General features: G+C 69.6%; 26 protein-coding genes. 14 read left to right on the plus strand and 12 right to left on the minus strand.

What is annotated here, in order from left to right; translation table 11 throughout:
• Positions 1–154: 154 nt before the first annotated feature.
• Entirely contained in the window at positions 155–1,003 is an 849-nt protein-coding gene (locus E1291_RS24570) for an NAD(P)H-binding protein (RefSeq protein WP_131740344.1), read from the minus strand.
• 96 nt (positions 1,004–1,099) lie between these two features.
• Here E1291_RS24570 and E1291_RS24575 point away from each other — a divergent pair, with 96 nt between their 5' ends.
• The gene (locus E1291_RS24575) at positions 1,100–1,744 is read left to right on the plus strand and encodes a TetR/AcrR family transcriptional regulator (RefSeq protein ID WP_131740345.1); all 645 of its coding nucleotides are present in this window, start codon (positions 1,100–1,102) and stop codon (positions 1,742–1,744) included.
• Here E1291_RS24575 and E1291_RS24580 read toward each other — a convergent pair.
• Positions 1,723–2,169 carry a cupin domain-containing protein gene (locus E1291_RS24580; RefSeq protein WP_207400916.1) on the minus strand — a complete coding sequence of 149 codons (447 nt, stop codon included), beginning with the start codon at positions 2,167–2,169 and terminating at the stop codon, positions 1,723–1,725. The two genes, E1291_RS24575 and E1291_RS24580, sit on opposite strands and share 22 nt — an antisense overlap.
• 277 nt (positions 2,170–2,446) lie before the next feature.
• Here E1291_RS24580 and E1291_RS24585 point away from each other — a divergent pair, with 277 nt between their 5' ends.
• The 3 genes from E1291_RS24585 to cyaB all read left to right on the plus strand — a co-directional run bounded on the left by E1291_RS24585 (position 2,447) and on the right by cyaB (position 5,873).
• Positions 2,447–4,000: an alkaline phosphatase D family protein gene (locus E1291_RS24585; protein ID WP_131740346.1), complete on the plus strand. Its 1,554-nt coding sequence runs from the start codon at positions 2,447–2,449 to the stop codon at positions 3,998–4,000.
• 299 nt (positions 4,001–4,299) lie between these two features.
• The gene (locus E1291_RS24590) at positions 4,300–5,235 is read left to right on the plus strand and encodes an NsdA family TPR-like regulatory protein (protein ID WP_131740347.1); all 936 of its coding nucleotides are present in this window, start codon (positions 4,300–4,302) and stop codon (positions 5,233–5,235) included.
• 83 nt (positions 5,236–5,318) lie between these two features.
• Positions 5,319–5,873, plus strand: a complete 555-nt coding sequence (gene cyaB, locus E1291_RS24595) for a class IV adenylate cyclase (RefSeq protein WP_131740348.1) — start codon at positions 5,319–5,321, stop codon at positions 5,871–5,873.
• Positions 5,874–6,523: 650 nt separating this feature from the next.
• Here cyaB and E1291_RS24600 read toward each other — a convergent pair.
• From E1291_RS24600 to E1291_RS24610, 3 genes are all read right to left on the minus strand, one after another.
• Positions 6,524–6,724, minus strand: a complete 201-nt coding sequence (locus E1291_RS24600; protein ID WP_131740349.1) for a hypothetical protein — start codon at positions 6,722–6,724, stop codon at positions 6,524–6,526.
• 238 nt (positions 6,725–6,962) lie between these two features.
• Positions 6,963–7,193, minus strand: a complete 231-nt coding sequence (locus E1291_RS24605) for a hypothetical protein (RefSeq protein ID WP_131740350.1) — start codon at positions 7,191–7,193, stop codon at positions 6,963–6,965.
• Complete coding sequence (locus E1291_RS24610) at positions 7,190–7,702, minus strand: hypothetical protein (RefSeq protein ID WP_131740351.1); 513 nt, start codon at positions 7,700–7,702, stop codon at positions 7,190–7,192. The genes E1291_RS24605 and E1291_RS24610 overlap by 4 nt, the downstream gene beginning before the upstream one ends.
• A 67-nt stretch (positions 7,703–7,769) precedes the next feature.
• On the opposite strand from E1291_RS24610, the gene E1291_RS24615 reads away from it, so the two are divergent.
• Positions 7,770–8,225 (plus strand): hypothetical protein, encoded by a 456-nt coding sequence (locus E1291_RS24615; RefSeq protein ID WP_131740352.1) that lies wholly within the window; start codon positions 7,770–7,772, stop codon positions 8,223–8,225.
• A gap of 24 nt (positions 8,226–8,249) precedes the next feature.
• Entirely contained in the window at positions 8,250–9,605 is a 1,356-nt protein-coding gene (locus E1291_RS24620) for an NsdA family TPR-like regulatory protein (RefSeq protein ID WP_503108242.1), read from the plus strand.
• 243 nt (positions 9,606–9,848) lie between these two features.
• On the opposite strand, the gene E1291_RS24625 is transcribed toward E1291_RS24620, so the two are convergent.
• From E1291_RS24625 to E1291_RS24655, 7 genes are all read right to left on the minus strand, one after another.
• A complete protein-coding gene (locus E1291_RS24625) occupies positions 9,849–10,289 on the minus strand; it encodes a hypothetical protein (RefSeq protein WP_131740354.1) in 441 nt (146 codons plus the stop codon).
• Positions 10,279–11,025, minus strand: a complete 747-nt coding sequence (locus E1291_RS24630) for a helix-turn-helix transcriptional regulator (RefSeq protein ID WP_131740355.1) — start codon at positions 11,023–11,025, stop codon at positions 10,279–10,281. The genes E1291_RS24625 and E1291_RS24630 overlap by 11 nt, the downstream gene beginning before the upstream one ends.
• A gap of 408 nt (positions 11,026–11,433) precedes the next feature.
• Complete coding sequence (locus tag E1291_RS24635; protein WP_131740356.1) at positions 11,434–11,637, minus strand: hypothetical protein; 204 nt, start codon at positions 11,635–11,637, stop codon at positions 11,434–11,436.
• Positions 11,638–12,256: 619 nt separating this feature from the next.
• Positions 12,257–12,556, minus strand: coding sequence for a hypothetical protein (locus E1291_RS24640; RefSeq protein WP_131740357.1), 300 nt, complete (start codon positions 12,554–12,556; stop codon positions 12,257–12,259).
• A 61-nt stretch (positions 12,557–12,617) separates the two neighbouring features.
• Positions 12,618–13,502 (minus strand): helix-turn-helix domain-containing protein, encoded by an 885-nt coding sequence (locus tag E1291_RS24645; RefSeq protein WP_306434481.1) that lies wholly within the window; start codon positions 13,500–13,502, stop codon positions 12,618–12,620.
• On the minus strand, positions 13,471–13,989 hold the full coding sequence (locus E1291_RS24650) for a DUF6879 family protein (RefSeq protein WP_131740359.1): 519 nt from the start codon (positions 13,987–13,989) through the stop codon (positions 13,471–13,473). Before E1291_RS24650 ends, E1291_RS24645 begins: the two co-directional genes overlap by 32 nt.
• Positions 13,970–14,194 carry a hypothetical protein gene (locus E1291_RS24655; protein ID WP_131740360.1) on the minus strand — a complete coding sequence of 75 codons (225 nt, stop codon included), beginning with the start codon at positions 14,192–14,194 and terminating at the stop codon, positions 13,970–13,972. Before E1291_RS24655 ends, E1291_RS24650 begins: the two co-directional genes overlap by 20 nt.
• Before the next feature lie 1,202 nt (positions 14,195–15,396).
• Between E1291_RS24655 and E1291_RS24660 the strand changes: the two genes are divergently transcribed.
• The 8 genes from E1291_RS24660 to E1291_RS24690 all read left to right on the plus strand — a co-directional run.
• Positions 15,397–16,260 (plus strand): isocitrate lyase/PEP mutase family protein, encoded by an 864-nt coding sequence (locus E1291_RS24660; protein ID WP_207400917.1) that lies wholly within the window; start codon positions 15,397–15,399, stop codon positions 16,258–16,260.
• A gap of 50 nt (positions 16,261–16,310) precedes the next feature.
• Positions 16,311–17,312 carry a bile acid:sodium symporter family protein gene (locus E1291_RS24665; RefSeq protein ID WP_131740361.1) on the plus strand — a complete coding sequence of 334 codons (1,002 nt, stop codon included), beginning with the start codon at positions 16,311–16,313 and terminating at the stop codon, positions 17,310–17,312.
• Positions 17,313–17,335: 23 nt separating this feature from the next.
• Positions 17,336–17,677, plus strand: a complete 342-nt coding sequence (locus E1291_RS24670; protein ID WP_131740362.1) for a hypothetical protein — start codon at positions 17,336–17,338, stop codon at positions 17,675–17,677.
• A 226-nt stretch (positions 17,678–17,903) separates the two neighbouring features.
• Entirely contained in the window at positions 17,904–18,026 is a 123-nt protein-coding gene (locus E1291_RS44715) for a hypothetical protein (RefSeq protein WP_278045283.1), read from the plus strand.
• Positions 18,026–18,736, plus strand: a complete 711-nt coding sequence (locus tag E1291_RS24675; RefSeq protein WP_131740363.1) for a peptidoglycan-binding protein — start codon at positions 18,026–18,028, stop codon at positions 18,734–18,736. The genes E1291_RS44715 and E1291_RS24675 overlap by 1 nt, the downstream gene beginning before the upstream one ends.
• 181 nt (positions 18,737–18,917) lie before the next feature.
• Positions 18,918–19,409: a (2Fe-2S)-binding protein gene (locus E1291_RS24680; RefSeq protein ID WP_131740364.1), complete on the plus strand. Its 492-nt coding sequence runs from the start codon at positions 18,918–18,920 to the stop codon at positions 19,407–19,409.
• Positions 19,406–21,817: a xanthine dehydrogenase family protein molybdopterin-binding subunit gene (locus tag E1291_RS24685; protein WP_131740365.1), complete on the plus strand. Its 2,412-nt coding sequence runs from the start codon at positions 19,406–19,408 to the stop codon at positions 21,815–21,817. The genes E1291_RS24680 and E1291_RS24685 overlap by 4 nt, the downstream gene beginning before the upstream one ends.
• Positions 21,814–22,563, plus strand: a 750-nt coding sequence (locus E1291_RS24690) for an FAD binding domain-containing protein (RefSeq protein WP_131740366.1), incomplete at its 3' end; no start/stop codon positions are given. The genes E1291_RS24685 and E1291_RS24690, both read left to right, overlap by 4 nt.

A 22,563-nucleotide genomic window follows, 5' to 3' on the forward strand; every position in this document is an offset into this window, starting at 1 on the left:
GCAAAACGCTCGGCTGGGAAACCCCAGCCGAGCGTCTCGCTAAGCTCCTCACACCAGCCAGTTGATCAACCGGTGTTGCGATCACCCCTAGAACCCAAGACCTCGCGGGCGGGGGTCTCCCTTTTCGGCGCACGACCTCGCGCGGCGAAGGGCGTCAGCCGATGAAGGCGTCCCGGTGGGCGGCGACGAACGCCGCGAACGACCGGGGCGGGCGCCCCGTGATCGCCTCGACGGTCGTGGTCACACGGTCCTCGGAACCGCGGGCGATCCCCTCGTCCAGCCCGGCGAGGACGGCGGCGTAGTCCGCCGGGAGCCCCGCGGCGGCGAACCGGGCGGCGAGCTCGGCCGCGCCGACCGGCCGGTGCCGGACGGCCAGCCCGGTCGCCGCGGCGACGACGGCCGCGGCGTCGGCGTACCCGAGGGCCTCCGGTCCGGTCACGATGTACTCGGTGTCGTGCGGGACGGCGTCCAGCAGGACTCGCACGGCCACGGCCGCGATGTCGGCGACGTCCACGAACGCCACCCGGCCCGTCCCCGTCGCGGTGACGATCTCCCCGGACCGCCGGATGCCCTCCGCGACCGGATGCGCGCCGAGGAAGTTCTGCATGAACCACGACGGCCGCAGCACCGTCCACTCCGCGACGGCCTCCCGCACCAGCCCGTACAGCGCCCCCGACCCGGACCCGCCCGCCGAAATGGCGGACGACCCCAGCAGGACGACCCGGCGCACACCCGCCCGCACCGCCTCGTCCAGAAACGGCGCGACCACCGGCGCCGGCTCGGCCACGCCGACCGGCGGAACCAGGTACACCGCGTCCACACCGGCCAGCGCCGGTCCGTGGGTGGCGGGCGCGAACCAGTCGAAGCGCACCTGGCCGGATCCCTCCGGCCTCCTGGTGGCGACCCGCGCTCGCACGCCCTCCTCGCGCAGCAGCGCCGCGACCCGGCCGCCCGTCTTCCCGGTCCCGCCCGTGACCAGCACGTGACTCGCGCGTCCGCCCATCGCCGCCCTCCAGATCTGGACGGGACGATACCGTCTCGTCCTGTTGATACCTTAGGCGGGACGGGTCCGTCCCGTCCACACGTATGCTCGGGGACCATGACCGGCAAGCCACGCCGCGCCGCGACCGGCGCGGCCGTCCTGCGGCCGCGGATCACCGCCACGATCACCGCGACCGTCCTCGCCGAGCTGGCCGAGCACGGCTACGCGCGGCTGTCCATGGAGGCGGTGGCGCGGCGCGCGGGCGTCGGCAAGAGCGCCCTGTACCGGCGCTGGCCGGCCAAGCGGGACATGGTCGTCGCGGCGCTGTCGGAGCGCGCCGTCCCGCTCGCGGAGATCGAGGACACCGGCTCCCTGCGCGGCGACCTGCTGGCGACGCTGCGCGCGATCCTCGCCTGGCTGACGACCCCGCCGATGGCGGCGGTCCTGCCCGACCTCGTCGCCGAGGCCGGGCGCGACGAGGCGCTGGCCGAGGCGATGCGGACCATGATCGGCGAACCGCGCCGCGCGCGCGGCGCGGCCACCCTCCGCCGCGCCGTCGACCGGGGGGAGCTCTCCCCCGGCACCGACATCGAACTGGCCCTCGACCTCGTCGCCGCCCCGCTCTACTGGCACCTCAAGGTCCGCCACGCCGCCCTGGAACCGGACTACCTGGAGTCCCTCGCCGACCACATCCTCCGAGCCCTGGGCGCCGTCCCGTCCCCGGGACACGACGGCCCAGCTCAGGAAAGCGCGCTTCCCTGAGCCGTGAGCATGCCGTGCAGGCTGATGGCGTAGGCGGGACCGGGGTTGGCGAAGGCGTGAGTGCGGCGGCCGTGGACGCGGATCCGGTTGGCTCGCAGAGGACGTTCGGTGACGCCCTCGGAGGTGATGACGACCTCGGCGAGCTCACCCGCGACCAGCGTGCTCACGCCGGGCTCGGCATGGTCGTGGACGGTGGTGCGGTGGCCGGGAGGCCAGGTCGTCAACCAGACGCGGGCCCCGTCGAGGCCGTCCAGCCGCAGCGGGACGGGCCGCGCGGCGTCGAACTCGACGAGGTTCCACCAGCGCCGCGGCGAGACGGCCAGGTCGTGGAGGCGGGCGGCGAGCTGGCCGACGGTCGGCGGCCGGGCGATGATGGCGCGGCCGTGCGGGTCGTCCTGACCACGCATGGTGAGATCGGGAACCATGGTCCAGAGGTCCTTCGTGTGGGCCGATGTTCGGGAGACGGCGTCACCCGGCGGATGTGCTGATCAGCGGCGACACGAAGGACACAGCGCGCTGGCCACACGGCGAAGTGCCACGGGGCTGTCAACGGAGACTCGCGCTGGCATGGGGACTAGGAGACACTCCGTCACCGAGCGTTGTCAAGTCGAACGTCGGATTTCATCACCCGTCCACCCGAGAATCCCCAGGAAAGGGAGAGCATGCGCCGGAGAAACAGGATCAAAGGAACGGAGTTCGTCCATGGACCGTCGAACCGTGTTGCGCGGTGGGCTGGCAGTGAGCGGAGGGGCGGCCCTGGGCGTGCTCACCGGCGGACAGGCGGGAGCCGCGGTGCGCGCGGGCGCGCCGGGCCTGCTGCGCGCGGACCGTCCGCGCCTCACCCACGGCGTACAGGCCGGCGACGTGACCGCCCGCGAGGCGGTCGTCTGGGCCCGCGCGGACCGTCCGTCGCGGATGCTGGTGGAGCTGGCCCGCCGCCCCGACTTCCGGGACGCCCGGACCGTGCGCGGCCCCGTCATCACCCCCGACACCGACCTGACGGGCAAGGCGTTCCTCAACGGCCTGCCCGCGGGCGAGGAGCTGCACTACCGCGTCCGCCTCGTCGACCTGGACCGGCGGACCGTCACGTCCGAGCCCGTCGAGGGCCGCTTCCGGACGGCGCCGCGGCACCGCCAGGACATCCGCTTCGTCTGGTCGGGCGACCTCGCCGGCCAGGGCTGGGGCATCAACCCCGAGTTCGGCGGCTACCGCATCTTCAAGGCGATGGGCGACGTCGACCCCGACTTCTTCCTGTGCAGCGGCGACCTCGTCTACTCCGACGGCCCGATGGCCGAGACGGTGAAGCTCCCCGACGGCCGGGTGTGGCGCAACATCGTCACCGCCGAGAAGACCAAGGTCGCCGAAAGCCTCGCCGAGTACCGCGGCCAGTTCCGCTACAACCTCCAGGACGTGAACTTCCAGGCGTTCAACGCCCGCGTCCCGATGCTCTACCAGTGGGACGACCACGAGACCCTCAACAACTGGTACCCGGGCGAGATCCTGGACCTCCCCCAGTACACCGAGAAGCGCGTGGACGTCCTCGCGGCCCGCGCCCGCCGCGCGATGTTCGAGTACACGCCCGTCCGGACGGCCCGCAGCGGACGCCTCTACCGCAAGATCTCCTACGGCCCCCTACTCGACGTCTTCATGCTGGACATGCGCACCTACAAGTCGCCGAACGACGACGGCCGCGACCCGAACCAGAAGGACGGCCTCCTCGGCGCCGAGCAGACCGCGTGGCTCAAGCACGAGCTCCGCAACTCCAACGCCACATGGAAGGTCATCGCCAACGACCTCCCCATCGGCCTGGTCGTCCCCGACGGCACCGCCCAGGAGTCCTCCTCCCAGGGCGACGACGGCGCCCCCCTCGGCCGCGAGCGCGAGATCGCCGACCTGCTCTCCTACATCAAGAAGCGCCGCGTCCGGAACACGGTCTGGCTGACCGCCGACGTCCACTACACCGCGGCGCACTACTACGACCCGTCCAAGGCGTCCTTCTCGGACTTCACCCCCTTCTGGGAGTTCGTCTCAGGCCCCCTCAACGCCGGCGCCTTCGGCCCCAACAAGCTCGACAACACCTTCGGCCCCCAGGCGAAGTTCGTCCAGGCCGCCCCCCACGCGAACACTTCCCCCCTGGAAGGCTCGCAGTTCTTCGGCGAAGTAGAGATCGACGCCCACTCGGCCGACCTGACGGTCCACCTCCGCGACCTGACCGGCAAGTCCCTCTACACCACGACCCTCAACCCGGAGCACTAACCCCCCAGCCCAACGCACAGCGGCCTCGCCCTCCCTCCGAGGGCGAGGCCGTCTGCTTTGCAGAACCTCACAGGCAACGAGCGAAGACGCACCTCGTCATCGGCCTCAAAGTCAGGCACGGGTTCCGGTCGGTCGGCGGCGCGCGACGTCTAGGTCCCCAGGCCACCCCTGTGATGCATTGTGATTATCTGGTCACTCCAAGTGAAACCACGGTGGGCGCCCAAGGGCAGAGGGATAGTGAGGGACGGCGGGGGATGACGCCCATCCCCTGCACGGACGCTCCGGAAGGTGCATCGCGAATGACCCCCAGCAAGAAGGCCATCGGTGCCCGCCTGCGTGAGGTGCGGGAGGCGCCCCCGTACTGGTCCCACCCCGAGCTGGCGCGGCTCCAGGCCGTCTTACCCACCATCGACGGGACGGTGTCGCTCGACTACGCCGCCAGCGTCCGTGACACCAACCAGCACCTCATCGTGCTCGACTCTCGGTTCGGCGGGACGAGCATCGCCGACCTCGCCACGCACGCTTTCACCACCGCGAGGAAGGCGCTGGCCACCGGACGTCACAACGCCGACGAGCGCGATCTTCAGGCCGCCGCCGGTGAGACCGGCGAGATCGCCGCGTGGACGCTGTACGACGCCGACCGGCTGGAGGAGTCGCGCGCGACCACGCATGAGGCGATGCTGTTGTCCCGGCTCGCAGGCGATCGCGCCATGGAGCTGTTCGAGCTGTCGCACCTCGCGCTCATCGACGTCCACCAGCGGCACAGCCGCGAGGCGCTCCAGATCGCCGAGCACACCATGGAGGCCGCCGTCCTCGCTCCGCGCGTCGAGGCGCTGTTCAAGCTGCGCGCCGCCCGTGCCCTAGCCCAGGGCGGCGATCGGGCGCGCGCGCTGCGGACACTGGACGCTGCGTCAGGCGCGATGCAGGAGTCCCTACATCCTCGTGACCCACACTGGACGTGGTGGCTGGACACTTCCGAGCTCAACTGGCACCGCGGCATCCTGCACATGGAACTCGGTGACCTCGAAGCCGCAATGTCCTATCTCGACGAAGCCGCTCACGGCCGCCTTGCCCGTGACCCGTACATCCCGATGCTCCAGGCCGGCCCGGTGACCGCGCGGGGTGTGCGGAAGGTGCTTCGGACCAGCCGTAGTTCCGGCGGCCCGTCGTCAACGCTGGCCGACCTAGCCGAGCAGATCGCTCAGATACGCGGCTGGAACGACGGGACGGACTGACCTCCGCCAGGCTCGCGGGCTACCCCGCAATGTCGCGACAGGTGCGCTTGCGGCGCCGCCCGCCGCATCAGAGAGGACGACCGATGATCGAGGTTGAGCTGAAGGCCCACGTCCGCGACCCCGAAGACCTGCGTCGACTGCTGCGACGGCGAGCTGACGAGGAACTGAGCACCTACCGGGACACCTACTACGACCGCACCGACGGAACCCTCACCGGTGAGGGCCGCGAACTCCGCGTCCGCGTCATCGACCAGGCCGGGACGCGGCGCACCCTACTCACCTACAAAGAGCCCGCAGTAGACGAAGCGTCCCGCTCCAAACCCGAACACGAGACGAATGTCGCAGACCCGATCGTCATCAACACCGTCCTCCGCGCGCTCGGCGCCGTCGAACACGTGCGACTGACCAAGCACTGCGTGAACTACCGATTCACCGCAGCCGGCCGGAACATGCTCGCGACCGTGGTCACCGTCCCGGAACTCGCCGGCACATTTGTCGAACTAGAGACAATGGCCGACGCGGACGAGATAGACGAGGCACTCACAGACATCCGCACGGTCCTGACGAACCTGGGAATCAGCGAGGACGATCTGACCACCGAGCAATACACCGACGCAGTCCTTCAAGCCCGAAGCTGAAACTCACGAACTGGCCCTGTGCCCTCTGCACACATATTGACCATGGTCACACCCACCCGTACGTGCCTCCTATCCAGGACCTGCCCGAATCCGATGAACTCGTCAAGTCCACCGTGACGTTGTGAACCCTCGCGGGGCAATGAGGACGTGCATCTCGGCCTCCGCCAGTTCGTGGACTTCACGCTGTTGCGAACCCTCGTAGGGGCTATGGGACTGGACACGCTCTCGCTCAGCGCGGTGATCCATGCGTTGCGAACCTTCGTAGGGGCTATGAGGACGTGGGCACCAGGAACGCCAGTCGCGTGTGCTGCTCCTCGTTGTGAACCCTCGCAGGGGCGATGAGGACAGGTCGCCACGCCTCCACGTCCACCAGGCCCGGCTGTTGCGAACCCTCGCGGGGGTAGACGATGTTTCCAGTGTACGGCCGATGTGCTCGGCTGCTTGCTCGGCGGTTGTGGCCAGTTGGGTGCCGTGGTCGGGGCCGGAGTACCAGAAATACGCCTCACTCTGAGAGCGCCAGACGACGTAGTGGGGTCCCTGGCCGCTTCGGATGAGGTGCAGGATCGCCGTGCCGCGCGGCAGCATCGGGACGACACCGGAGACGCGGCGGCGTATCAGCAGCGCCAGTTCCTCCAGGCGCTCGGCGCTCATTAGCCGCTCACCCGCTCGGCCGCGTCCCGCCACGGCTCCTCGACGTCGGCGGGGACGAACACCTCTCGCTTGTCGCCACGGGACGTCCGGCATCTCCACCAGCCGCCGCCGAGATCGACCAGCGTGCCACGGATATCGCGCGTCTCCAGGTCGACGAGAAGGTACACACCCGCGCCGCCCTCGACGCGGTAAGTGAGCACAGAGGGACCTGCCGCGCTTCCCGTCCCTCCGTGCCCACGCTCTGAGGTTCCGCCCATCAAGGTCTCCCATGCGATGTAGGGGGTGGGGCTGCCCGGCCGGTCGGGGCGCCGCCGCCCGATGCTTCCCGCGGCGCTGGGCGCCGCGCACGCTAGGCCCAGGGCCGCAGATGGGGTGGAGACGGCGCAGGCTCGGGTCCCGGGGGGGGCTGTCGGACCTCACAGAACGCCGTCCCCGGCTCTAGGGAGCGGAGTCGTCCGGCTGCTCGTGCTGCTGTCGGCTTTCCCGCACGCGTTGCCGGGCGGCGGCGCGCTCGATGATGTTTCCCCAGGCGTAGAGGCCGGGGTGCTCGGTGCGTTCGCCCTGGAAGTACTTCCGGGCGGTGAGCATGTTGTCGAGCGTGAGGTTGTAGGCGGCGACGGCCTCGGAGATGTCGCGTGCGCGCTGGGCGTCGGAGGGCCGCTTGGTCATCGGGTGCCCCGCCGGTGGCCGCGCGGTGGGTGCGGAGGCGTCCCCGCGGAATGCGGGTGACGTTCCGTGCCGCCGCGAGCAGCCGGGACGGTCCCGCCGCCGCGGGCGGTGCCAAGAAGGGCCACGGCCGCAGCAGACGACCCCGCCAGAGATCCGCTGCGGCCACGTCGGCGGTCGAGCTCCCGCAGGATGAGCGGGCCGAGATTCTCGATGGAGTCGACGCCGCCGACCAGGAAGGCTGCTTTCAAGCCGTGCCACGGCATGAGGGCCCACCACTGCGACGTGGCCTTGCCGTACCAGGGCCTGACCCCGGGAAACTGCAGCTCCAGCACCTCGCGGCGCGCCTTAATACTGCGGTCCCGGCTGTTCATGTCCTTGCCTCCGCGCAGGGCCGAGGGGATGGGATTGGTCACGATGAGGTCCGGGCGCTGGTCGCCCTCGGACTGGAGTGCGGCCGACAGGACCCGGGCCTGAAGGTGGGTGGCAAGCTGGGTGAGTCCCTCGCTCATGGGACCGAGTGAACTCGCGTGGTCCCGGCGACGGGAGATGACATCTGGTGACACGGAGACGAGGGCCATGCCGGACGCTGTGACGATCACAGGTACCCGGTCCACCGGCCACCAGCCGCCGGAGAACTACCGGGCGCTGTTCGAGCGCTACGTCAGGCCGTTCGGTGGCGACGCCCGGTTCTTCGTGGGTGGAGCGTCGGGGATCGACTCGTTGTGCCTGCGGTGGCTGGCGAGCGAGACCGACGCCGAACTCGTCGTGGTCGTCCCGGCCCGGCTGGGCGATCAGCCGGCCGATGCTCGCCACGCGGTCGCGACCGTCCAGGAGGAAGGCCGTCTCGCAGAGCTGGTCGAACTGGGCGGCGAGGCCCGCACGGACGGTTATCACGCCCGGAATCGATGGATGGTCGACCGCAGTGGCCTAGTGATCGGGTTCCCTCGCCGGGGAACGACCAACAGCGGAACCCTCTACACCCTCGCTTATGCCGCGGACCTGGATATACCGCGCTTGGTAGTGCCAGTGTGACGCCACCGATGGTGTACTCGCCATGTGGACTCCGACCGGCAGGCGGGCGCTCAGATCCTCCGCCGACTCCGAGAACAACGTGGGTGGTCATGGACTGACCTAGCCGGTCAGCTCAGGCTCCACGCCCGGAGCATGCGCATAGGTCGCATCGCCAGCGCCCAACTGAACAGCGTCCGCCGAACAATCGCACGCTGGGAGGAAGGCTCAAGCGTGCCCGATGAGCAGTACCAACTCACACTCGGCCTCGCCTATGCTCGTACCCCCCTGGGCGTAATTGACCTTGGGTACGGTTCGCCATTTCAGAAACTGCTCGAAGCGTTCGCTCTGCAAGGCGCCGGAACGGGCCGTTTGGACGTGCTGAGGACTTCGATCACAGCAACAGCGACCAATGACGGCGTGAGCCTACCGGCGTTCCTCGGCGCGTCCCTGCGCGCGCAGTTGGCCGCTGCGCTTGCCCGGCCGGAAACGCTTGGGGAGCCGGTCGTGGTCGGTCTGAGCAGCGCGAGCGATGCCGTCGACCAGCAGGTCGGAAGCGTGCCCTTCGTCCGGTTGCATCTCGTTCAGGCGGCCATTGTGGACGCATGCAGGCAACTACTGGCTCGCGAGGTGCCCACGGCGATGCGCACCCGTCTGCAGCCTGTTGCCGCCGGAGCTTTCGCCCTGGCCGCGAGGCTGGCCTTCGAGACTCACGACGACATTGCGGCGGCGGTGTTGTTCGACAAGGCAGTAGCTGCGGTCGGTGGAACCGACCCGTCACGGCGGGCGCTGACCCGGTCGAGCCAGACGATGGTGACGTACTACATGAGGGGGGACGTCTCGCGGGCTCGCGCGCTCGCCGATGCGGCCGTGGAGGATGCTCGACGAGGTGAGAGCGTGCTCATGCGGGCGCGTGCTCATGCACTGCAGGCGGAAATGGCTGCTCGCGGGGAGCCGCCGCAACATCGCCATGCGCATCTGGCCCTCCACCTCGCGTGGCATGACCTCGACCAGGACCATGCAGGCGATCCAATAGCGGATGTCTTCTCCAAAGGACGGATGCGAGGCTTCGAAGGGGTATGCGGGATCTTCCTCGGCGAGGCGGAGGAAGCCGAGAGACATTTGGCGAAATCCGCCGCGCTGCTGACCGGCGCGCGGGATATCGTGCAGCGCGGCATCGTACTGACCGACCGTGCACTGGCCCGTCTGCACCAGCAAGGACCGGGAGCGGCAGAGAGCGCTGCAGACCAATTGCATGAGTGCGTTGACCTGATCGCCACGACACGAGGACGCGTCTCGGCGCAACGCCTTCGGCGCGCGCGTCTGGAACTAGGCCCATGGCGTCATGAGCGGTTCGTCGCCGACCTCGACGATCACATTCACACGGCTTTGATAGGAATCTGAGGGGACTACCCTCTGACCCCCTCCAGGTCCCGCAGCGCTTGGAATGCGGCCTCCCCCAACCTGTCTGGTGCCACCCGGCCGCCACAGCCAAGGCTGCCGCGGTCAACCGTGGTCGATCGCGCAAGCCCATGCCGCCTCGAACGCCGCCGAGAGCCCTCGTAGGGGCCTATGAGGATTGGTCGGTGCGTTTGCCGCGCGGTCGGGCTTGATGTTGCGAACCCTCGTAGGGGTGATGAGGACGCCTCAGCTACCGCCCTTATCCGGACGCCCCTGCTGCGGCTGCTTGATCACATAGAGGGGGACATCCGCCTCGGCGTGCTGGCCCGTAGAACTGTCCATGCTCACCACGAACCGATGCTTTCCCAACTCCCGAACCTCTAGCTGAAGCTCAGCAGGAATGTCAAAGGTCGCCTCGACTCCTTGGTCCGCCCAAGGTGGAATCCCATCGAGGTTGGCCCGGCCCGCATTAGCCGCGATCACTTCACCGGATGGGCTTTCGACTCGGAAACGAAACGACAACTCCTCCCCGGGCTGAAGACCGCTCAGGTGCGCGATGATCGCGCGCTTGGTCACAGTCGGCAATATGCTACTGATCAGGATGTTCTGGTTGAGGCCGACTGCGGTCAGGGCTCCGTCGGCATCCTGTGCTACGCCCTCGGCCAGGATGAGCCACTCAAGCTTCATTCGCTACTCCTGTGGAGATCTCTGGGCCGAGGGCGCTCGAGGCATTGTGGTGGCCTACGGGGTGCTGCGTTACAAACGGCCGCGCTGCAGCGAACCCGACGAAGCTCATATCCGGTTCCCGCTTCACCCTGAGTGTGCGAGCCGTGCTCTCGCTCCGCGCTGCGCCACCGACCGCCACATTCCACGCGGCTTCCGCCGAAGAAGCCATGGCGCCGATCCGGAGAGTTCGCAGCCACCTGTCCACGGTGGGCGCCGTCTTGGCGTCGAGGCTGTTGTACAAGGCCGCATCGATCTCCGCCATCTCGTACCGGTTCGGCCGAAGAACGCCGTCACCCTTGTCGATGCGCTCGAGCCACGCGTTGACTTCGGTCCACAGCCAAGCTTGCGTCCGGCCTACCGTGCCCTCCGCCTGCGGGAAGCGCTCATCGTTACGCCGCTCACCCCGGATCCACTGATGAACGTTCTGCCGAGTCACCCCCACCCGATCAGCGATGTCCTGGATGCCGACCAGCTCACGGTCTAGCCGCAGCAGACACAGTTGGGGCACCAGTGCCCTGATGGCTCGTGAAGCGTGCATGGCGGCCTCGAAGGCGTTCTCTCCTTCGGCCGCGACATCGAGGAGGTCCACACCTCCGCCACGCGCCAGCATGGCGTCCAACTGCTCCGAGAGCAGGTCAGCGGTGTCGATGTCCTCGACGGTGGCGCCTTCAACGACGAAGATGAACCCGTACTCCACCGCCCTGCCACCTCGCCCTCGTTCGGCGTGCTGCCGATCCGGATCGCACTGCACTTGATCTCACAGGGGCATCGGACCGTGAACCCGTGGCCCTCCTTGTGGATGGTCCAGCCGGCCTCCTCAAGGGGCTTCAGCCACTTCCGGACGTCCTTGTCCGGATGATCAGAGAAGCGAACGAGCGCACCGGTCACAAATCACCCCGTCTTCCCCCTTGCCGTGCGACATCATGCCACTGTCTGTAGTCAAGCGCACACCCGCGCACGCACAGCGGAAAGGGTCCGCTCCCTCCAGGGGGCGGACCCTCCACGCGACCGGCTGGTCAGGCGTTCGTGCTGTGCGCTATCTCCCACAGCGGGTCTCGGATCTCGTCCTCCTCGTTCTGGACCCGATCCTTCAGGCGCTCGGCGCTCATGAGTCGCTCACCCGCTCGGCCGCGTCCCGCCACGGCTCCTCGACGTCGGCCGGGACGAACACCTCTCGCTTGTCGCCTCGGGGCGTCCGGCATCTCCACCAGCCGCCGCCGAGATCGACCAGCGTGCCACGGATATCGCGCGTCTCCGGGTCGAGGAGGAGGTACACACCCGTGCCGCCCTCGACGTGGTAAGTGAGCACGGAGGGACCTGCCGCGCTTCCCGTCCCTCCGTGCCCACGCTCTGGGGTGCCATCCATCGGTCCCTCCTTTGCGATGTCGGGGGTGGGGCCGCCCGGCCGGTCGGGGCGGTGCAACAGGGATGACCGGCCGGGCGGCGGGCACGAGACCGGCGCTACTCCGGCACTCGTGCGGCCGCGCGCTTCGCTCAACGCCGGCAGGAGGCGGAGCGGCACCCGCGCGGCGCCCGGGCGTGCCACCAACGAAACGTGGCGTGGGTTGGGACACCGCCGTCTCGCAGCCGACACACGGCTCCAACGCCTTCAGAGAAGGAGCGGCATGACGCATCCCTTGCCCCTATGCCGCTGGAGGACGCGCCTGCCGTCGCCTCCGCGCCCGACGAGGCTCCGCCGTCCACTCGCAGGGACTTTGCCTCCGCGTGTGAGGCGGTCGCTGGCCACCTCCTGCAGCGGATCCGTGCGGGCCGACGTGATGGACGGTCTGTCGGCGCGCTCTCCTGGGGCGTTCGCGTTGTGGAGGGGTACGGCGCCGTCCGGCACTCCGTCCAGGAGCCTCGCGAGTACGGAACGGTCATCACGCTGCCCTCGCGGGGCCCCATCGCAGATACGGGAATCGACGCCATCAGACCTGGAGCTTTCCGGTGAGCGCCACGGCCGCGCCGATGATGTCGTCGGCCTCGGCGATGGGGTTGCCCCACGCGCTGAAGAACCACAGGCGGCCCGCGTCGTCCTCGCGCGGACCGCAGGTCAGGGTGTCGGACGGCTGCGCCGGGTCATCCGCACCGTCACCCTTCCCGTTGATCACGATGAGGCTGCGCCGCTGGAGCACGGTCGTCAGACCGTGCACGTGCAGGCGGGTCATCAGCGCGCCTAGCCGGGCGTAGGGGATGTCCGGCGGTGCCGTGGGCTCGGTGGCGTCCATGCCCGTCACGCTATGTAGGCGACCCGTCGCTCGACTATGGGTGTGCAGAGGTGTGCAGCTACTAGTGAAGGGTCGCCAATGCGTCGGTGATCAGGGCGCGCGCGGCGTCCCCGTACACCGCCATCGAGGCCAACTCGCTGAATGTTCGTGCGTACTCCGCCACCTCGGTGGGTCGCTGCAGGGTCAGGTATCCCGAGATCAGCTCGACGTTCACCTGGAGATCGTCGAATATCCAGAATCCTTCGGCCGGCCAGCGTGTCCGCCCTGTGCGCATTGGCACCACACCGAGGCTGACGGCAGGGAGATGCGTCGCCACCTGGAGGTGGTCGAGTTGCCCGGCCATCGTCCCCGCGTCCGCCACCGTTGAGCGAAGTACCGACTCCTCCACCAGGAACGCGAACCGGCGCCCGCTCTTGTGCAGAACTCGCTGTCGCTCCATCCGGGCCGCGACCGCGGCGTCCACGTCGTCGTGCAGCCCGTTGCGCTGCCTGATGGCATGCAGCACGGCAGCGGTGTAGGCGCGCGTCTGGAGCAAGCCCGGCACCAGGAACGCCGAGTACGCGCGGAAGGATCGCGTCCGCTCGTACAACGGCAGCTGGGACTCCTGCTGGCGGCGCAGCCCGCTACGGAGCAGCCGCCGCCACTCCATGTACAGCGAGTCCGCCTCGTGCCGGGCGGCGATCAGATCCTCGGCACGATCGGACGCTCCGCACAGCCGACACCACGTGCGGATGTCGTCGCCCGACGGCGAGGTGGCCGCGTACTCCAGTTTGGAGACCTTCGTCCGATGCCACCCTGCCTCGGCGGCCAACTGTGTTCCGGTCAGACCTGCTTCGGTTCGGATCTGCCTGAGCTTGTCTGCGAGGGCCTTGCGGGCCTCCTGGACGCTGGATGACGGCGAGGCGGGCACAGCGTCAGACGGGCCTGTAGTCCTGGTGGTCGACACCGCGATCCCAGACCGCGTCGAAGGCCGCCGCGCACAGCTTCGCGGTACCTGGATCCTCACTGACCTCGACACCCGTTGGGCGCCCCTCACCATCGAAGAGGTTGAACAGCACCAGGCACCCGTCCACCAACCAGAAGTCGTTCCCCGGCAAAGCCAGGTCGGACGCTCTCCCCCGCGACAGCCAGCGGAGCCCTTCTCCGGCGGCCACGTTGGTGAATGCGTGTGAATGGGAGTAGCGGATGTACTCGCTGATCGGTTCCGAGACGATGCGGGCCCGGCGGACGTCGACACCCCGGTCGACGGTCATGGCGATGAGGTCGAGCCATGGCCGCCACCACGAGGCGCGGTCGGCAGGGTCGTACCTGTGTCCGGTACGCCAGGCGGCGATCCGCTCCTGCTCGGACTCGACGGTATAGACGTCCCGCATCTCCAGGTGCACCGCGGACACGTTCGCGGAGGTCAGCAACTCACGATACGTCGGCGTCACCGGCCACCTCTGGGAAGAACCGCATCATCCGGGCAGGGAACCGCATTGTGATCTCGCCGACCGGATCGTCGCCGACCTGGGCGCGTTCCGTGTCGCCGATGGTCCACCCGCGCAGCAGGTAGTCGCCCGTAGCGAGGTCACGCCATACAGTCGGCGACTGGCCGTCGTCCGACTCGGGGTCGACGCCTAAGAACTCCAGGTCCATGCCGCCCTCCGAGGTGCTGGTGTGCAGAGTCGTGCACGAGCCTCGCCCCGGTGCTAGCAGAGCGTCAAGGGCTATCGGCCAAACGTCACTTTGAAGTGTCCGGTGTCTTCACCGTCGCCCGGCTTTCTCATCCCGAGCTCGCCTCGGTAAGCGCGTTGCCGTGTCCCTCCGCGATCACCACTGATGCCCTTGATCACAGGCCCCCGACACGACACCCGACACGGACGCGCTCTCCCCGCGGGATCGGCATCGATGACCCCGTTGCGCTCGGGGTCGGGTGCCGGGTCGGGTGCTTGGTTGGTGTGGCGGTCAGCTTGCGGCGTGGCGGGGCCCGTTTCTGGGTGGGTGGGAAGGCTTGGCCAGGGACCCGGGGGGGGTCGTCGGCGAGGGTAAGGGGCCGAGGGGGGTGGGGGCGAGGCGCGGTGGGGCTTGGAATGGTGGGCGGGGTGCCGGAATCGGCCATGGGGCCCGGGGCCGGTGCACCTCGCCCCTTTTCGTGTTTCATGCAACTTACCGGACGAGGTGTTTGGCCGTGTGAGCGGCGTTCGTTCGGGCCGGGTCACACGCGAACACCTCTCTCGCGGGAGGAGCGCACTTCTTCGGTGAGGTGACATGACAGGCATTCGGAAAATCGGATCGCGCTCCTTCGGGATTTGAAACGCGAGGACGTCCGCGCCTTGCCGTCGGGCTGGTGCGCCGGCGGGGCTCCCGGCAGCGGTCGGCGGGGAGGCGCTCGGAGGCAAAAGGTGGGCGGGGTGCGGTCGGTTTCTCTTGAGAATGGTTCGGCTTCGGCGCGGGTGGAGGTCGTTGGCTTTTGTGGGGGTGGTTTGCGGGGGCGTGGTTGGCTGACGATGGGTGCGTCTCGGGGGGACGGGGCGGGCGGGGACGGCTGGGGGGGGGGCGGTTCCGGTCCGCACGGAGCGTGACAGCGGCGGTGGCGTAGTGCTTCCGGGTGGGGGTTCCATGGCGACGCACGGTGATTTGATCATGGTTATAAATCGGTGGATCGTCCCCCAAAATAGACCGTTAGTGTCCGATTTTGCCGGGGCCATACCTTGGCCTTACTCGCTCTATGCTCCATGGATGAGTAACTATTCGTGACGCGGAATAGGAGCAATTCCGCGCGCCGCTCACCGATGACGGCACTGCCTCCGGAAAGCGGCCGACCCCCCGTCACCCCCCGAGCATCAAAGGAGTCATACGTGAATTACGGAGACGAGCTTCGAAGCGAGATCATGTCGAATGGAGTGACCCCCCTCATCGGCGTGTTCGACATGTTCTCCGCCTCCGTCGCCGCCCAGCACTACGACGGCCTCTTCGTTTCCGGTTTCGGATTCGCGGCCTCGTACTACGGCCTGCCCGACATCGGCTTCATCGCCTGGCCGGACATGGTGTCGTTCGTGCAGCGGCTGCGGCTCGCCTTCCCCGCCCAGCACCTGCTCGTCGACATCGACGACGGGTACGTCGACCCCGAGGTCGCCTGCCACGTCATCGAGCAGCTGGAGCTGATCGGCGCGTCCGGCGTGATCCTGGAGGACCAGCAGCGGCCCCGGCGCTGCGGGCACGTCGAGGGCAAGCGGATCCTGCCGCTGCCGGAGTACCTGGAGAAGCTGGAGATGGTGCTGCGCACCCGGCGCGACCTCGTGGTCGTGGCGCGCACCGACGCCACCGACGAGGAGGAGATCCTGCGGCGCGCCGCGGCGCTGGCGGAGACCGACGCCGACGTCATCCTGGTGGACGGCGTCCGCAGCGTCGAATGGATCCACCGGGTCCGGAAGGTGATCGGCGGCAAGCCGCTGCTGTTCAACCAGATCGCCGGCGGGAAGTCGCCCCGGGTCTCGCTGCCCGAGCTGGCCGACCTCGGCGTCAACATGGCGATCTACAGCACGCCGTGCCTGTTCGCGGCGCAGAGCGCCATGGACGAGGCGCTGCTGCGGCTCAAGGGCGCCGACGGGCGGCTGCCCGAGACCACCGCGGGCAGCATCGGCGTCAAGGAGTCGCTGGCCCTGCTGGAACGCAACATCAGCCGGAACCACCCGAGGGAGCTGGCGGGCTCCCCGGCGTGAGCGCCCGGGGTCGACGGCCGGACCGGAGGCCGGAAGGAGCGAGGAACCCGATGCGCGCTGTCTCCGCGGCGTTGACGCGGCTGCACGTCGACCCCTACATCGCGGCGATTCTCTGCACGGTGGGAATCGCCGCGATGATCCCGGCCCGCGGCGGCGCGGCCGGGGTCCTCGACGGGACGGGGACCGCCGCGATCACCCTGCTGTTCTTCTTCTACGGCGCCCGGCTTTCCACGAGCGAGGCGCTGAGCGGGCTGCGGCACTGGCGGCTGCACCTGGCGATCTCGTCGGTGACGTTCGTGGTGTTCCCCGCGCTGGGGGTGGCCTGCTCGCTGGTCTCCCCGCTGCGCGAGCCGCTGTACGTGGGCGTGGTGTTCCTGTGCGTGCTGCCGTCCACGGTGCAGTCCTCGATCACGCTGACGTCGATCGCCCGGGGCAACGAGGCGGGCGCCATCTGCAGCGCCTCGCTGTCGAACCTGCTCGGCGTCGTCCTCACCCCCGTTCTGGTGGCGACGCTGCTGACGGCGGGGAACGGCGGGTTCTCGCTCGGGTCCGTGGGCGACATCACCGTCCGGCTGCTGCTGCCGTTCCTCGCAGGGCAGGCCGCCCAGCGGTGGATCGGCGACCACGTCAGGGCACGGCGCGGGCTGCTGTCGCTCTATGACCGCGGCGTGATCCTCCTGGTGGTGTACACGGCGTTCAGCCAGGGCGTCACGACCGGTGTCTGGAGTGGGCTGGACCCGGTCGAGTTCGGTGTGCTGGCCCTGGTGATCGCCGCACTGCTGGCGATCGCGCTGGGCGTCGCCGAGGCGCTCTCGCGGGCCGGGGGCTTCTCCGCCGAGGACCGCGTCGCCATCCTCTTCTGCGGCTCGCAGAAGAGCCTGGCGAGCGGGCTGCCCATGGCGACCGTGCTGTTCGGCGGCGCCGCGGTGAGCACCGCCGTGCTGCCGCTGATGCTCTACCACCAACTGCAACTGCTCGTCTGCTCATGGCTCGCGCAGCGGTTCGCCAAGCGGCCCGAACCGGCGGCCGAACCCGTCCGCGCCGCTGCGTGACCCCCCTTTCGGGAAAGGAAACCATGCTCATCAAGGCTCTTCTGTGCGCCGTCCTCACCGGCGCCCTCACGGCCGGGACGGCGGGCGCCGCGTCGGCCTCGGCGGCGCGGGACGCGCCCGCCGCGCTGCCCCGCACCGTGGCCGTCAACGCGCTCAACACCTACAACTCCGGCGACGACGCGGGCAACGACAGCTGGCTGGAGATCGACCGCTCCTACAACCTCGCCCACGGGGACGGGAGTCCGGGCAGCGACATCATCAACGAGGTGAGCGGCGCGTCCAGCGGGATGTCGCCCAAGTCGTCGAACGGTCCGCTGAACGGGTCGTCCAAGACGATCGCGCCGGGCGAGTCGAACGACGAGTAGACCGGACGGATCCGCTGGTCAGTGCGTTGCCTCGGTGGGCGGAGTTGCTTACCGAGCGGCGAGGGTCTAGCGGCGGCCGTGTGTTTTGGGGGGAAAACCGGAGAAGTAAGAGGGAACCCCATTACGGTCGGTGGAGGGCCGCCCACACAGCGGGGCGGCCCGACGCCGACGCTCCGGAGGAGCAGTGACCCCCCAGACACGAACAGATGCGAACGAACTGGCCAATATGCCCAAGGTCGACGTCAACCCGGGCGTCCACCAGGCCACCGAGGACGACGAGGAGCAGGTCCTGAGGGACCTGTACGGCGCTCCGGACCCCGACGGGATCTTCCGCGGGGAGGGCGCCTGATGACCACGGCGGCGCAGATGCTGGCGCAGGCCCGCAAGTCCCTCGGGATGTCCGGCCGGCCGAATCCGATCACCCGCGAGTACGCCGCCCGGCACGGCGACGAGTTCCTCAAGGCGTCGTGGTGCGACATGGCCGTCACGTACTGGGCGCGGCACAGCGGCAACGCCGGCGCCGTCCTGCTCGGCGGGGACCGCGCCTACACCGTCTGGCACGCCGAGGACTTCCAGAAGGCCCGGCGCTGGCACACCGGCACGACCGCCGAGGTCAACGCCGCCAAGCCCGGCGACATCGTCTTCTTCGACTGGGGCACGTCCAACTCGATCAACGCCATCGACCACGTCGGCATCGTCGAGAAGGTCCTGGGCGGCGGACGGGTCCAGACGATCGAGGCCAACACCGGCGACGCCTGCCGGCGCCGGGTCCGCGCGTCCGCGGTCATCGCCGGATACGGACGCCCCGCCTATGCCGGAAGCGACTGGATGGAGGACATGGTGAAGAAACTGCCCCTGCTCAGGAAGGGTGCCACCGGGGAGGACGTGGAGAGCGTGCAGGGGCTCCTCCTGGCACGCAGCCACTCCGAGGTGCGCATGACCGGCCGGTTCGACGACACGACCGAGAAGGCGGTGAAGGCCGTGCAGAAGTGGGGCGGCGTCACCGCGGACGGCATCGTCGGCCCCAAGACCTGGCCTGTCCTGCTCCGCGTGCACTAGCCGGCCCTCACTCGGCCCCCCGGTAAATAAGCCACAACGGGGTCTAGTACGCGATTCAACCCCGGCATACGTTCGTTAGGTCGCTCCACGGAGGTGGCCCCGATGACGTGGCCGGATCAGCGCGCTCCGCCCAGGGACGTCTCTCTCCACAGTCCGCCCCGAGACGTCCCTGGGAGAACGCATGCCACGTATCCGTGTCGAGGTCGACGGTGCGACGTACGAGGACGACGTCGAACCGCGCCTTCTGCTCGTCCACTACTTACGCGATCGGCTGGGGAAGGTCGGTACCCCGGTCGGGTGCGACACCAGCAACTGCGGATCCTGCACCGTCCTCATGGACGGCATGAGCGTGAAGAGCTGCTCGGTGCTCGCCGTCCAGGCCGACGGGCACGACGTCACCACCGTCGAGGGGATCGGCCTCGACGGCTCCGGCCACCCGATGCAGCGCGCGTTCCACGAGGAGCACGCGCTCCAGTGCGGCTACTGCACGCCCGGCATGATCATGGCGTCGATCGACCTGCTGCGGGAGAACGCCGACCCGTCGGAGGAGGAGATCCGGGACGGGCTGGAGGGCAACCTGTGCCGGTGCACCGGCTACCAGAACATCGTCCGGGCCGTGCGGCGGGCCGCGGCCGAGATGCGGGCCCCGGCCGAGCGGGAGGCGACGCCATGACGGTCGGCGAGGTCGGTGCCCCGCGGCGGCGGTCGGAGGACGCCCGGCTGATCACCGGGCGGACGCGGTGGACCGACAACATCACCCCGGCGGGGACGCTGCACGTGGCGTTCCTGCGCAGCCCGTACGCGCACGCGCGGATCACCCGGGTGGACACCGCCCAGGCGCGCCGGCGGCCCGGCGTGGTCGCGGCCCTGAGCGGCTCCGACCTGGTGGACGAGCAGGGCGTCCTCCCGTGCGCGTGGGTCGTCACCGAGGACATGAAGCATCCCGACCATCCGCCGATGGCGGTGCGGGAGGTCCGCTACGCCGGTGAGCCGGTGGCGTGCGTCATCGCCCGCGACCGGTACGCGGCGGTGGACGCGCTGGAGGACATCGACATCGACTACGAGCCGCTTCCCGCGGTCGTGGACATGGAGGCGGCGCTGGCCGAGGGCGCCGACCTGGTGCACGCGGACCTCGGAACCAACAAGTCGTACACGTGGGTCTTCGAGCAGGGCGACGTCGACGCCGCGTTGCGGGACGCGCCGGTGCTGCTGGAGCGCAGGTACGTACAGCAGCGGCTCATCCCGACGGCGATGGAGCCGCGCTCCGTCCTGTGCGTTCCTGAGGGTGAGGAGTTCACGCTCTACTCGGCGACGCAGATTCCGCACATCCTGAGGCTGATGCTGGCGACGGTGACCGCGATCCCCGAACACCGGATCCGGGTCGTCGCACCGGATGTCGGCGGTGGTTTCGGCTCCAAGCTCCAGGTGTACGGGGAAGAGGTCCTCGCGCTGCTGCTGGCCCGGCGACTGGGCCGTCCGGTCAAGTGGACGGAGTCGCGCAGTGAGGGCAACATGACCGTCCACCACGGCCGCGACCAGATCCAGCGGCTGACGCTCGCGGCCGAGCGGGACGGCCGGATCCGCGGGGTGAAGGTCGATCTGCTCGCCGACATGGGCGCCTACCTCATGCTGGTCACGCCGGGCATCCCGCTGCTGGGCGCGTTCATGTTCAACGGCATCTACAAGATGGACGCCTACTCCTTCACCTGCTCGGGCGTGTTCACGACGAAGACGCCGACGGACGCCTACCGGGGCGCGGGGCGTCCCGAGGCGACGTTCGCGATCGAGCGGCTGATGGACGAGCTGGCCGCCGAGGTGGGCCTCGACCCGATCGAGGTGCGGCGCCGCAACTGGATCCGGCACGAGGAGTTCCCCTACGAGACGATCGCGGGGCTCACCTACGACTCCGGGAACTACGAGGCGGCGACGGACAGGGCGCTGGAGCTGTTCGAGTACGACAAGCTCCGTGCGGAGCAGGCCGAGCGGCGCGCGCGCCGCGACCCGGTCCAGCTCGGCATCGGGGTGTCCACGTTCACGGAGATGTGCGGAATCGCGCCGTCCCGGGTCCTGGGCTCGCTGTCGTACGGGGCGGGCGGCTGGGAGCACGCGGCGGTGCGGGTGCTGCCGTCCGGGAAGGTCGAGGTCGTCACCGGGACGTCGCCGCACGGCCAGGGGCACGCCACGGCGTGGGCGCAGATCACCGCCGACCGGCTCGGTGTCCCGTTCGAGGACGTGAAGGTCCTGCACGGTGACACCGCCATCTCTCCGAAGGGCATGGACACCTACGGCTCGCGGTCACTGGCCGTGGGCGGCGTCGCGCTGTACTCGGCCTGCGACAAGGTCGTGGACAAGGCGCGGCGGGTGGCCGCGCACCTGCTGGAGGCGGCCGAGCAGGATCTGGAGTTCAGCGGCGGGCGGTTCAGCGTCCGCGGCGTCCGTGAGGAGGGGCGCACACTCCAGGAGGTCGCTCTGGCCGCGTTCGCGGCGCACGACCTTCCCGAGGGGATCGAGCCGTCGCTGGACTCCGACGCCACCTTCGACCCGGAGAACTTCTCCTTCCCCCATGGGACGCACCTGTGCGCGGCCGAGGTGGACACAGAGACTGGGATGGTGCGGCTGCGCAAGTACGTGGCCGTGGACGACGTCGGCAAGGTCATCAACCCGCTGATCGTCGAGGGCCAGGTGCACGGCGGGCTCGCGCAGGGCATCGCGCAGGCCCTGTACGAGGAGGCCGTCTACGACGCCGACGGCAACCTCACCACCACGACCATGGCCGACTACCTCGTCCCGTCTGCGGCGGACCTGCCGCACTTCGACACCGACCGCACCGAGACCCCGGCGACGTCCAACCCGCTGGGGGTGAAGGGCGTCGGCGAGGCGGGCACCATCGCCTCGACCCCGGCGGTCGTCAACGCGATCGTGGACGCGCTGCGCCCGTACGGCGTCGACGACGTGCCGATGCCGTGCACGCCCGAGCGGGTCTGGCGGGCGGTCCGGGACGGATCGGTGCCGGAACCGGAGCCGGACCGGGACGAACCCGGCGCCGGCGGCGGCCTCGGCAGCGCCGGAGGTGCGCGATGATCCCCGCGACGTTCGAGTACCTGCGGCCCGCGACGCCGGAGGACGCCGTCCGCGCGCTGGCCGACGCCGGGGAGGACGCCAAGGTCATAGCCGGTGGGCAGAGCCTCATGCCGCTGCTGCGGCTGCGGCTCGCCTACCCCGACGCGCTCATCGACCTGGGCCGGATCGAGTCGCTGCGCGAGATCCGCGACGAGGGCGGCACGGTGCTGATCGGCGCGATGGCGACGCACCACCAGGTGATCGGGGACCCGCTGGTGCTCGCGCACGCCCCGCTGATCGCGCAGGCGACCCGGACGGTGGCCGACCCCGCCGTCCGGCACCGCGGCACGTTCGGCGGGTCGCTGGCGCACGCCGACCCCGCGGGCGACCTGCCCGCGGTGGCCCTGGCGCTGGACGCGGTGCTCCTCGCGCGGTCGGCGCGGGGCGAGCGGGAGATCCCCGCCGCGGACTTCTTCGTCGACTGGATGACCTCGGCGCTGGAGCCGGACGAGCTGCTCACCGGCGTCCGCGTGCCGAAGCTCGGCGAGGGCTGGGGCACCCACTACGAGAAGTTCCACCGGACGGCGCAGGCGTGGGCGATCGTCGGCGTCGCCTGCGCGGTGCGGCGGGACGACGGCGCGGTCGCCGAGGCCCGCGTCGCGCTGACCAACATGGGGCCCGCGCCCGTGCGGGCCACCGCGGCGGAACGGGCCGTGGCGGGCGGCCCGGTCTCGGCCGGCGCCTTCCGGTCCGCCGCCGAGCGGGCC

The sequence above is a fragment of the Actinomadura roseirufa genome (genome assembly GCF_900659635.1).
Classification (GTDB): Bacteria; Actinomycetota; Actinomycetes; order Streptosporangiales; family Streptosporangiaceae; genus Spirillospora; species Spirillospora roseirufa.

What these genes read in the sequence shown, in the direction of transcription:
- E1291_RS24570 (WP_131740344.1), bottom strand. Translation starts at nt 1,003, where the DNA reads ATGGGCGGACGCGCGAGTCACGTGCTGGTCACGGGCGGGACCGGGAAG.
- E1291_RS24575 (WP_131740345.1), top strand. Translation starts at nt 1,100, where the DNA reads ATGACCGGCAAGCCACGCCGCGCCGCGACCGGCGCGGCCGTCCTGCGG.
- E1291_RS24580 (WP_207400916.1), bottom strand. Translation starts at nt 2,169, where the DNA reads ATGGTTCCCGATCTCACCATGCGTGGTCAGGACGACCCGCACGGCCGC.
- E1291_RS24585 (WP_131740346.1), top strand. Translation starts at nt 2,447, where the DNA reads ATGGACCGTCGAACCGTGTTGCGCGGTGGGCTGGCAGTGAGCGGAGGG.
- E1291_RS24590 (WP_131740347.1), top strand. Translation starts at nt 4,300, where the DNA reads ATGACCCCCAGCAAGAAGGCCATCGGTGCCCGCCTGCGTGAGGTGCGG.
- cyaB (WP_131740348.1), top strand. Translation starts at nt 5,319, where the DNA reads ATGATCGAGGTTGAGCTGAAGGCCCACGTCCGCGACCCCGAAGACCTG.
- E1291_RS24605 (WP_131740350.1), bottom strand. Translation starts at nt 7,193, where the DNA reads ATGACCAAGCGGCCCTCCGACGCCCAGCGCGCACGCGACATCTCCGAG.
- E1291_RS24610 (WP_131740351.1), bottom strand. Translation starts at nt 7,702, where the DNA reads ATGAGCGAGGGACTCACCCAGCTTGCCACCCACCTTCAGGCCCGGGTC.
- E1291_RS24615 (WP_131740352.1), top strand. Translation starts at nt 7,770, where the DNA reads ATGCCGGACGCTGTGACGATCACAGGTACCCGGTCCACCGGCCACCAG.
- E1291_RS24625 (WP_131740354.1), bottom strand. Translation starts at nt 10,289, where the DNA reads ATGAAGCTTGAGTGGCTCATCCTGGCCGAGGGCGTAGCACAGGATGCC.
- E1291_RS24640 (WP_131740357.1), bottom strand. Translation starts at nt 12,556, where the DNA reads ATGGACGCCACCGAGCCCACGGCACCGCCGGACATCCCCTACGCCCGG.
- E1291_RS24655 (WP_131740360.1), bottom strand. Translation starts at nt 14,194, where the DNA reads ATGGACCTGGAGTTCTTAGGCGTCGACCCCGAGTCGGACGACGGCCAG.
- E1291_RS24665 (WP_131740361.1), top strand. Translation starts at nt 16,311, where the DNA reads ATGCGCGCTGTCTCCGCGGCGTTGACGCGGCTGCACGTCGACCCCTAC.
- E1291_RS24670 (WP_131740362.1), top strand. Translation starts at nt 17,336, where the DNA reads ATGCTCATCAAGGCTCTTCTGTGCGCCGTCCTCACCGGCGCCCTCACG.
- E1291_RS44715 (WP_278045283.1), top strand. Translation starts at nt 17,904, where the DNA reads ATGCCCAAGGTCGACGTCAACCCGGGCGTCCACCAGGCCACCGAGGAC.
- E1291_RS24675 (WP_131740363.1), top strand. Translation starts at nt 18,026, where the DNA reads ATGACCACGGCGGCGCAGATGCTGGCGCAGGCCCGCAAGTCCCTCGGG.
- E1291_RS24680 (WP_131740364.1), top strand. Translation starts at nt 18,918, where the DNA reads ATGCCACGTATCCGTGTCGAGGTCGACGGTGCGACGTACGAGGACGAC.
- E1291_RS24685 (WP_131740365.1), top strand. Translation starts at nt 19,406, where the DNA reads ATGACGGTCGGCGAGGTCGGTGCCCCGCGGCGGCGGTCGGAGGACGCC.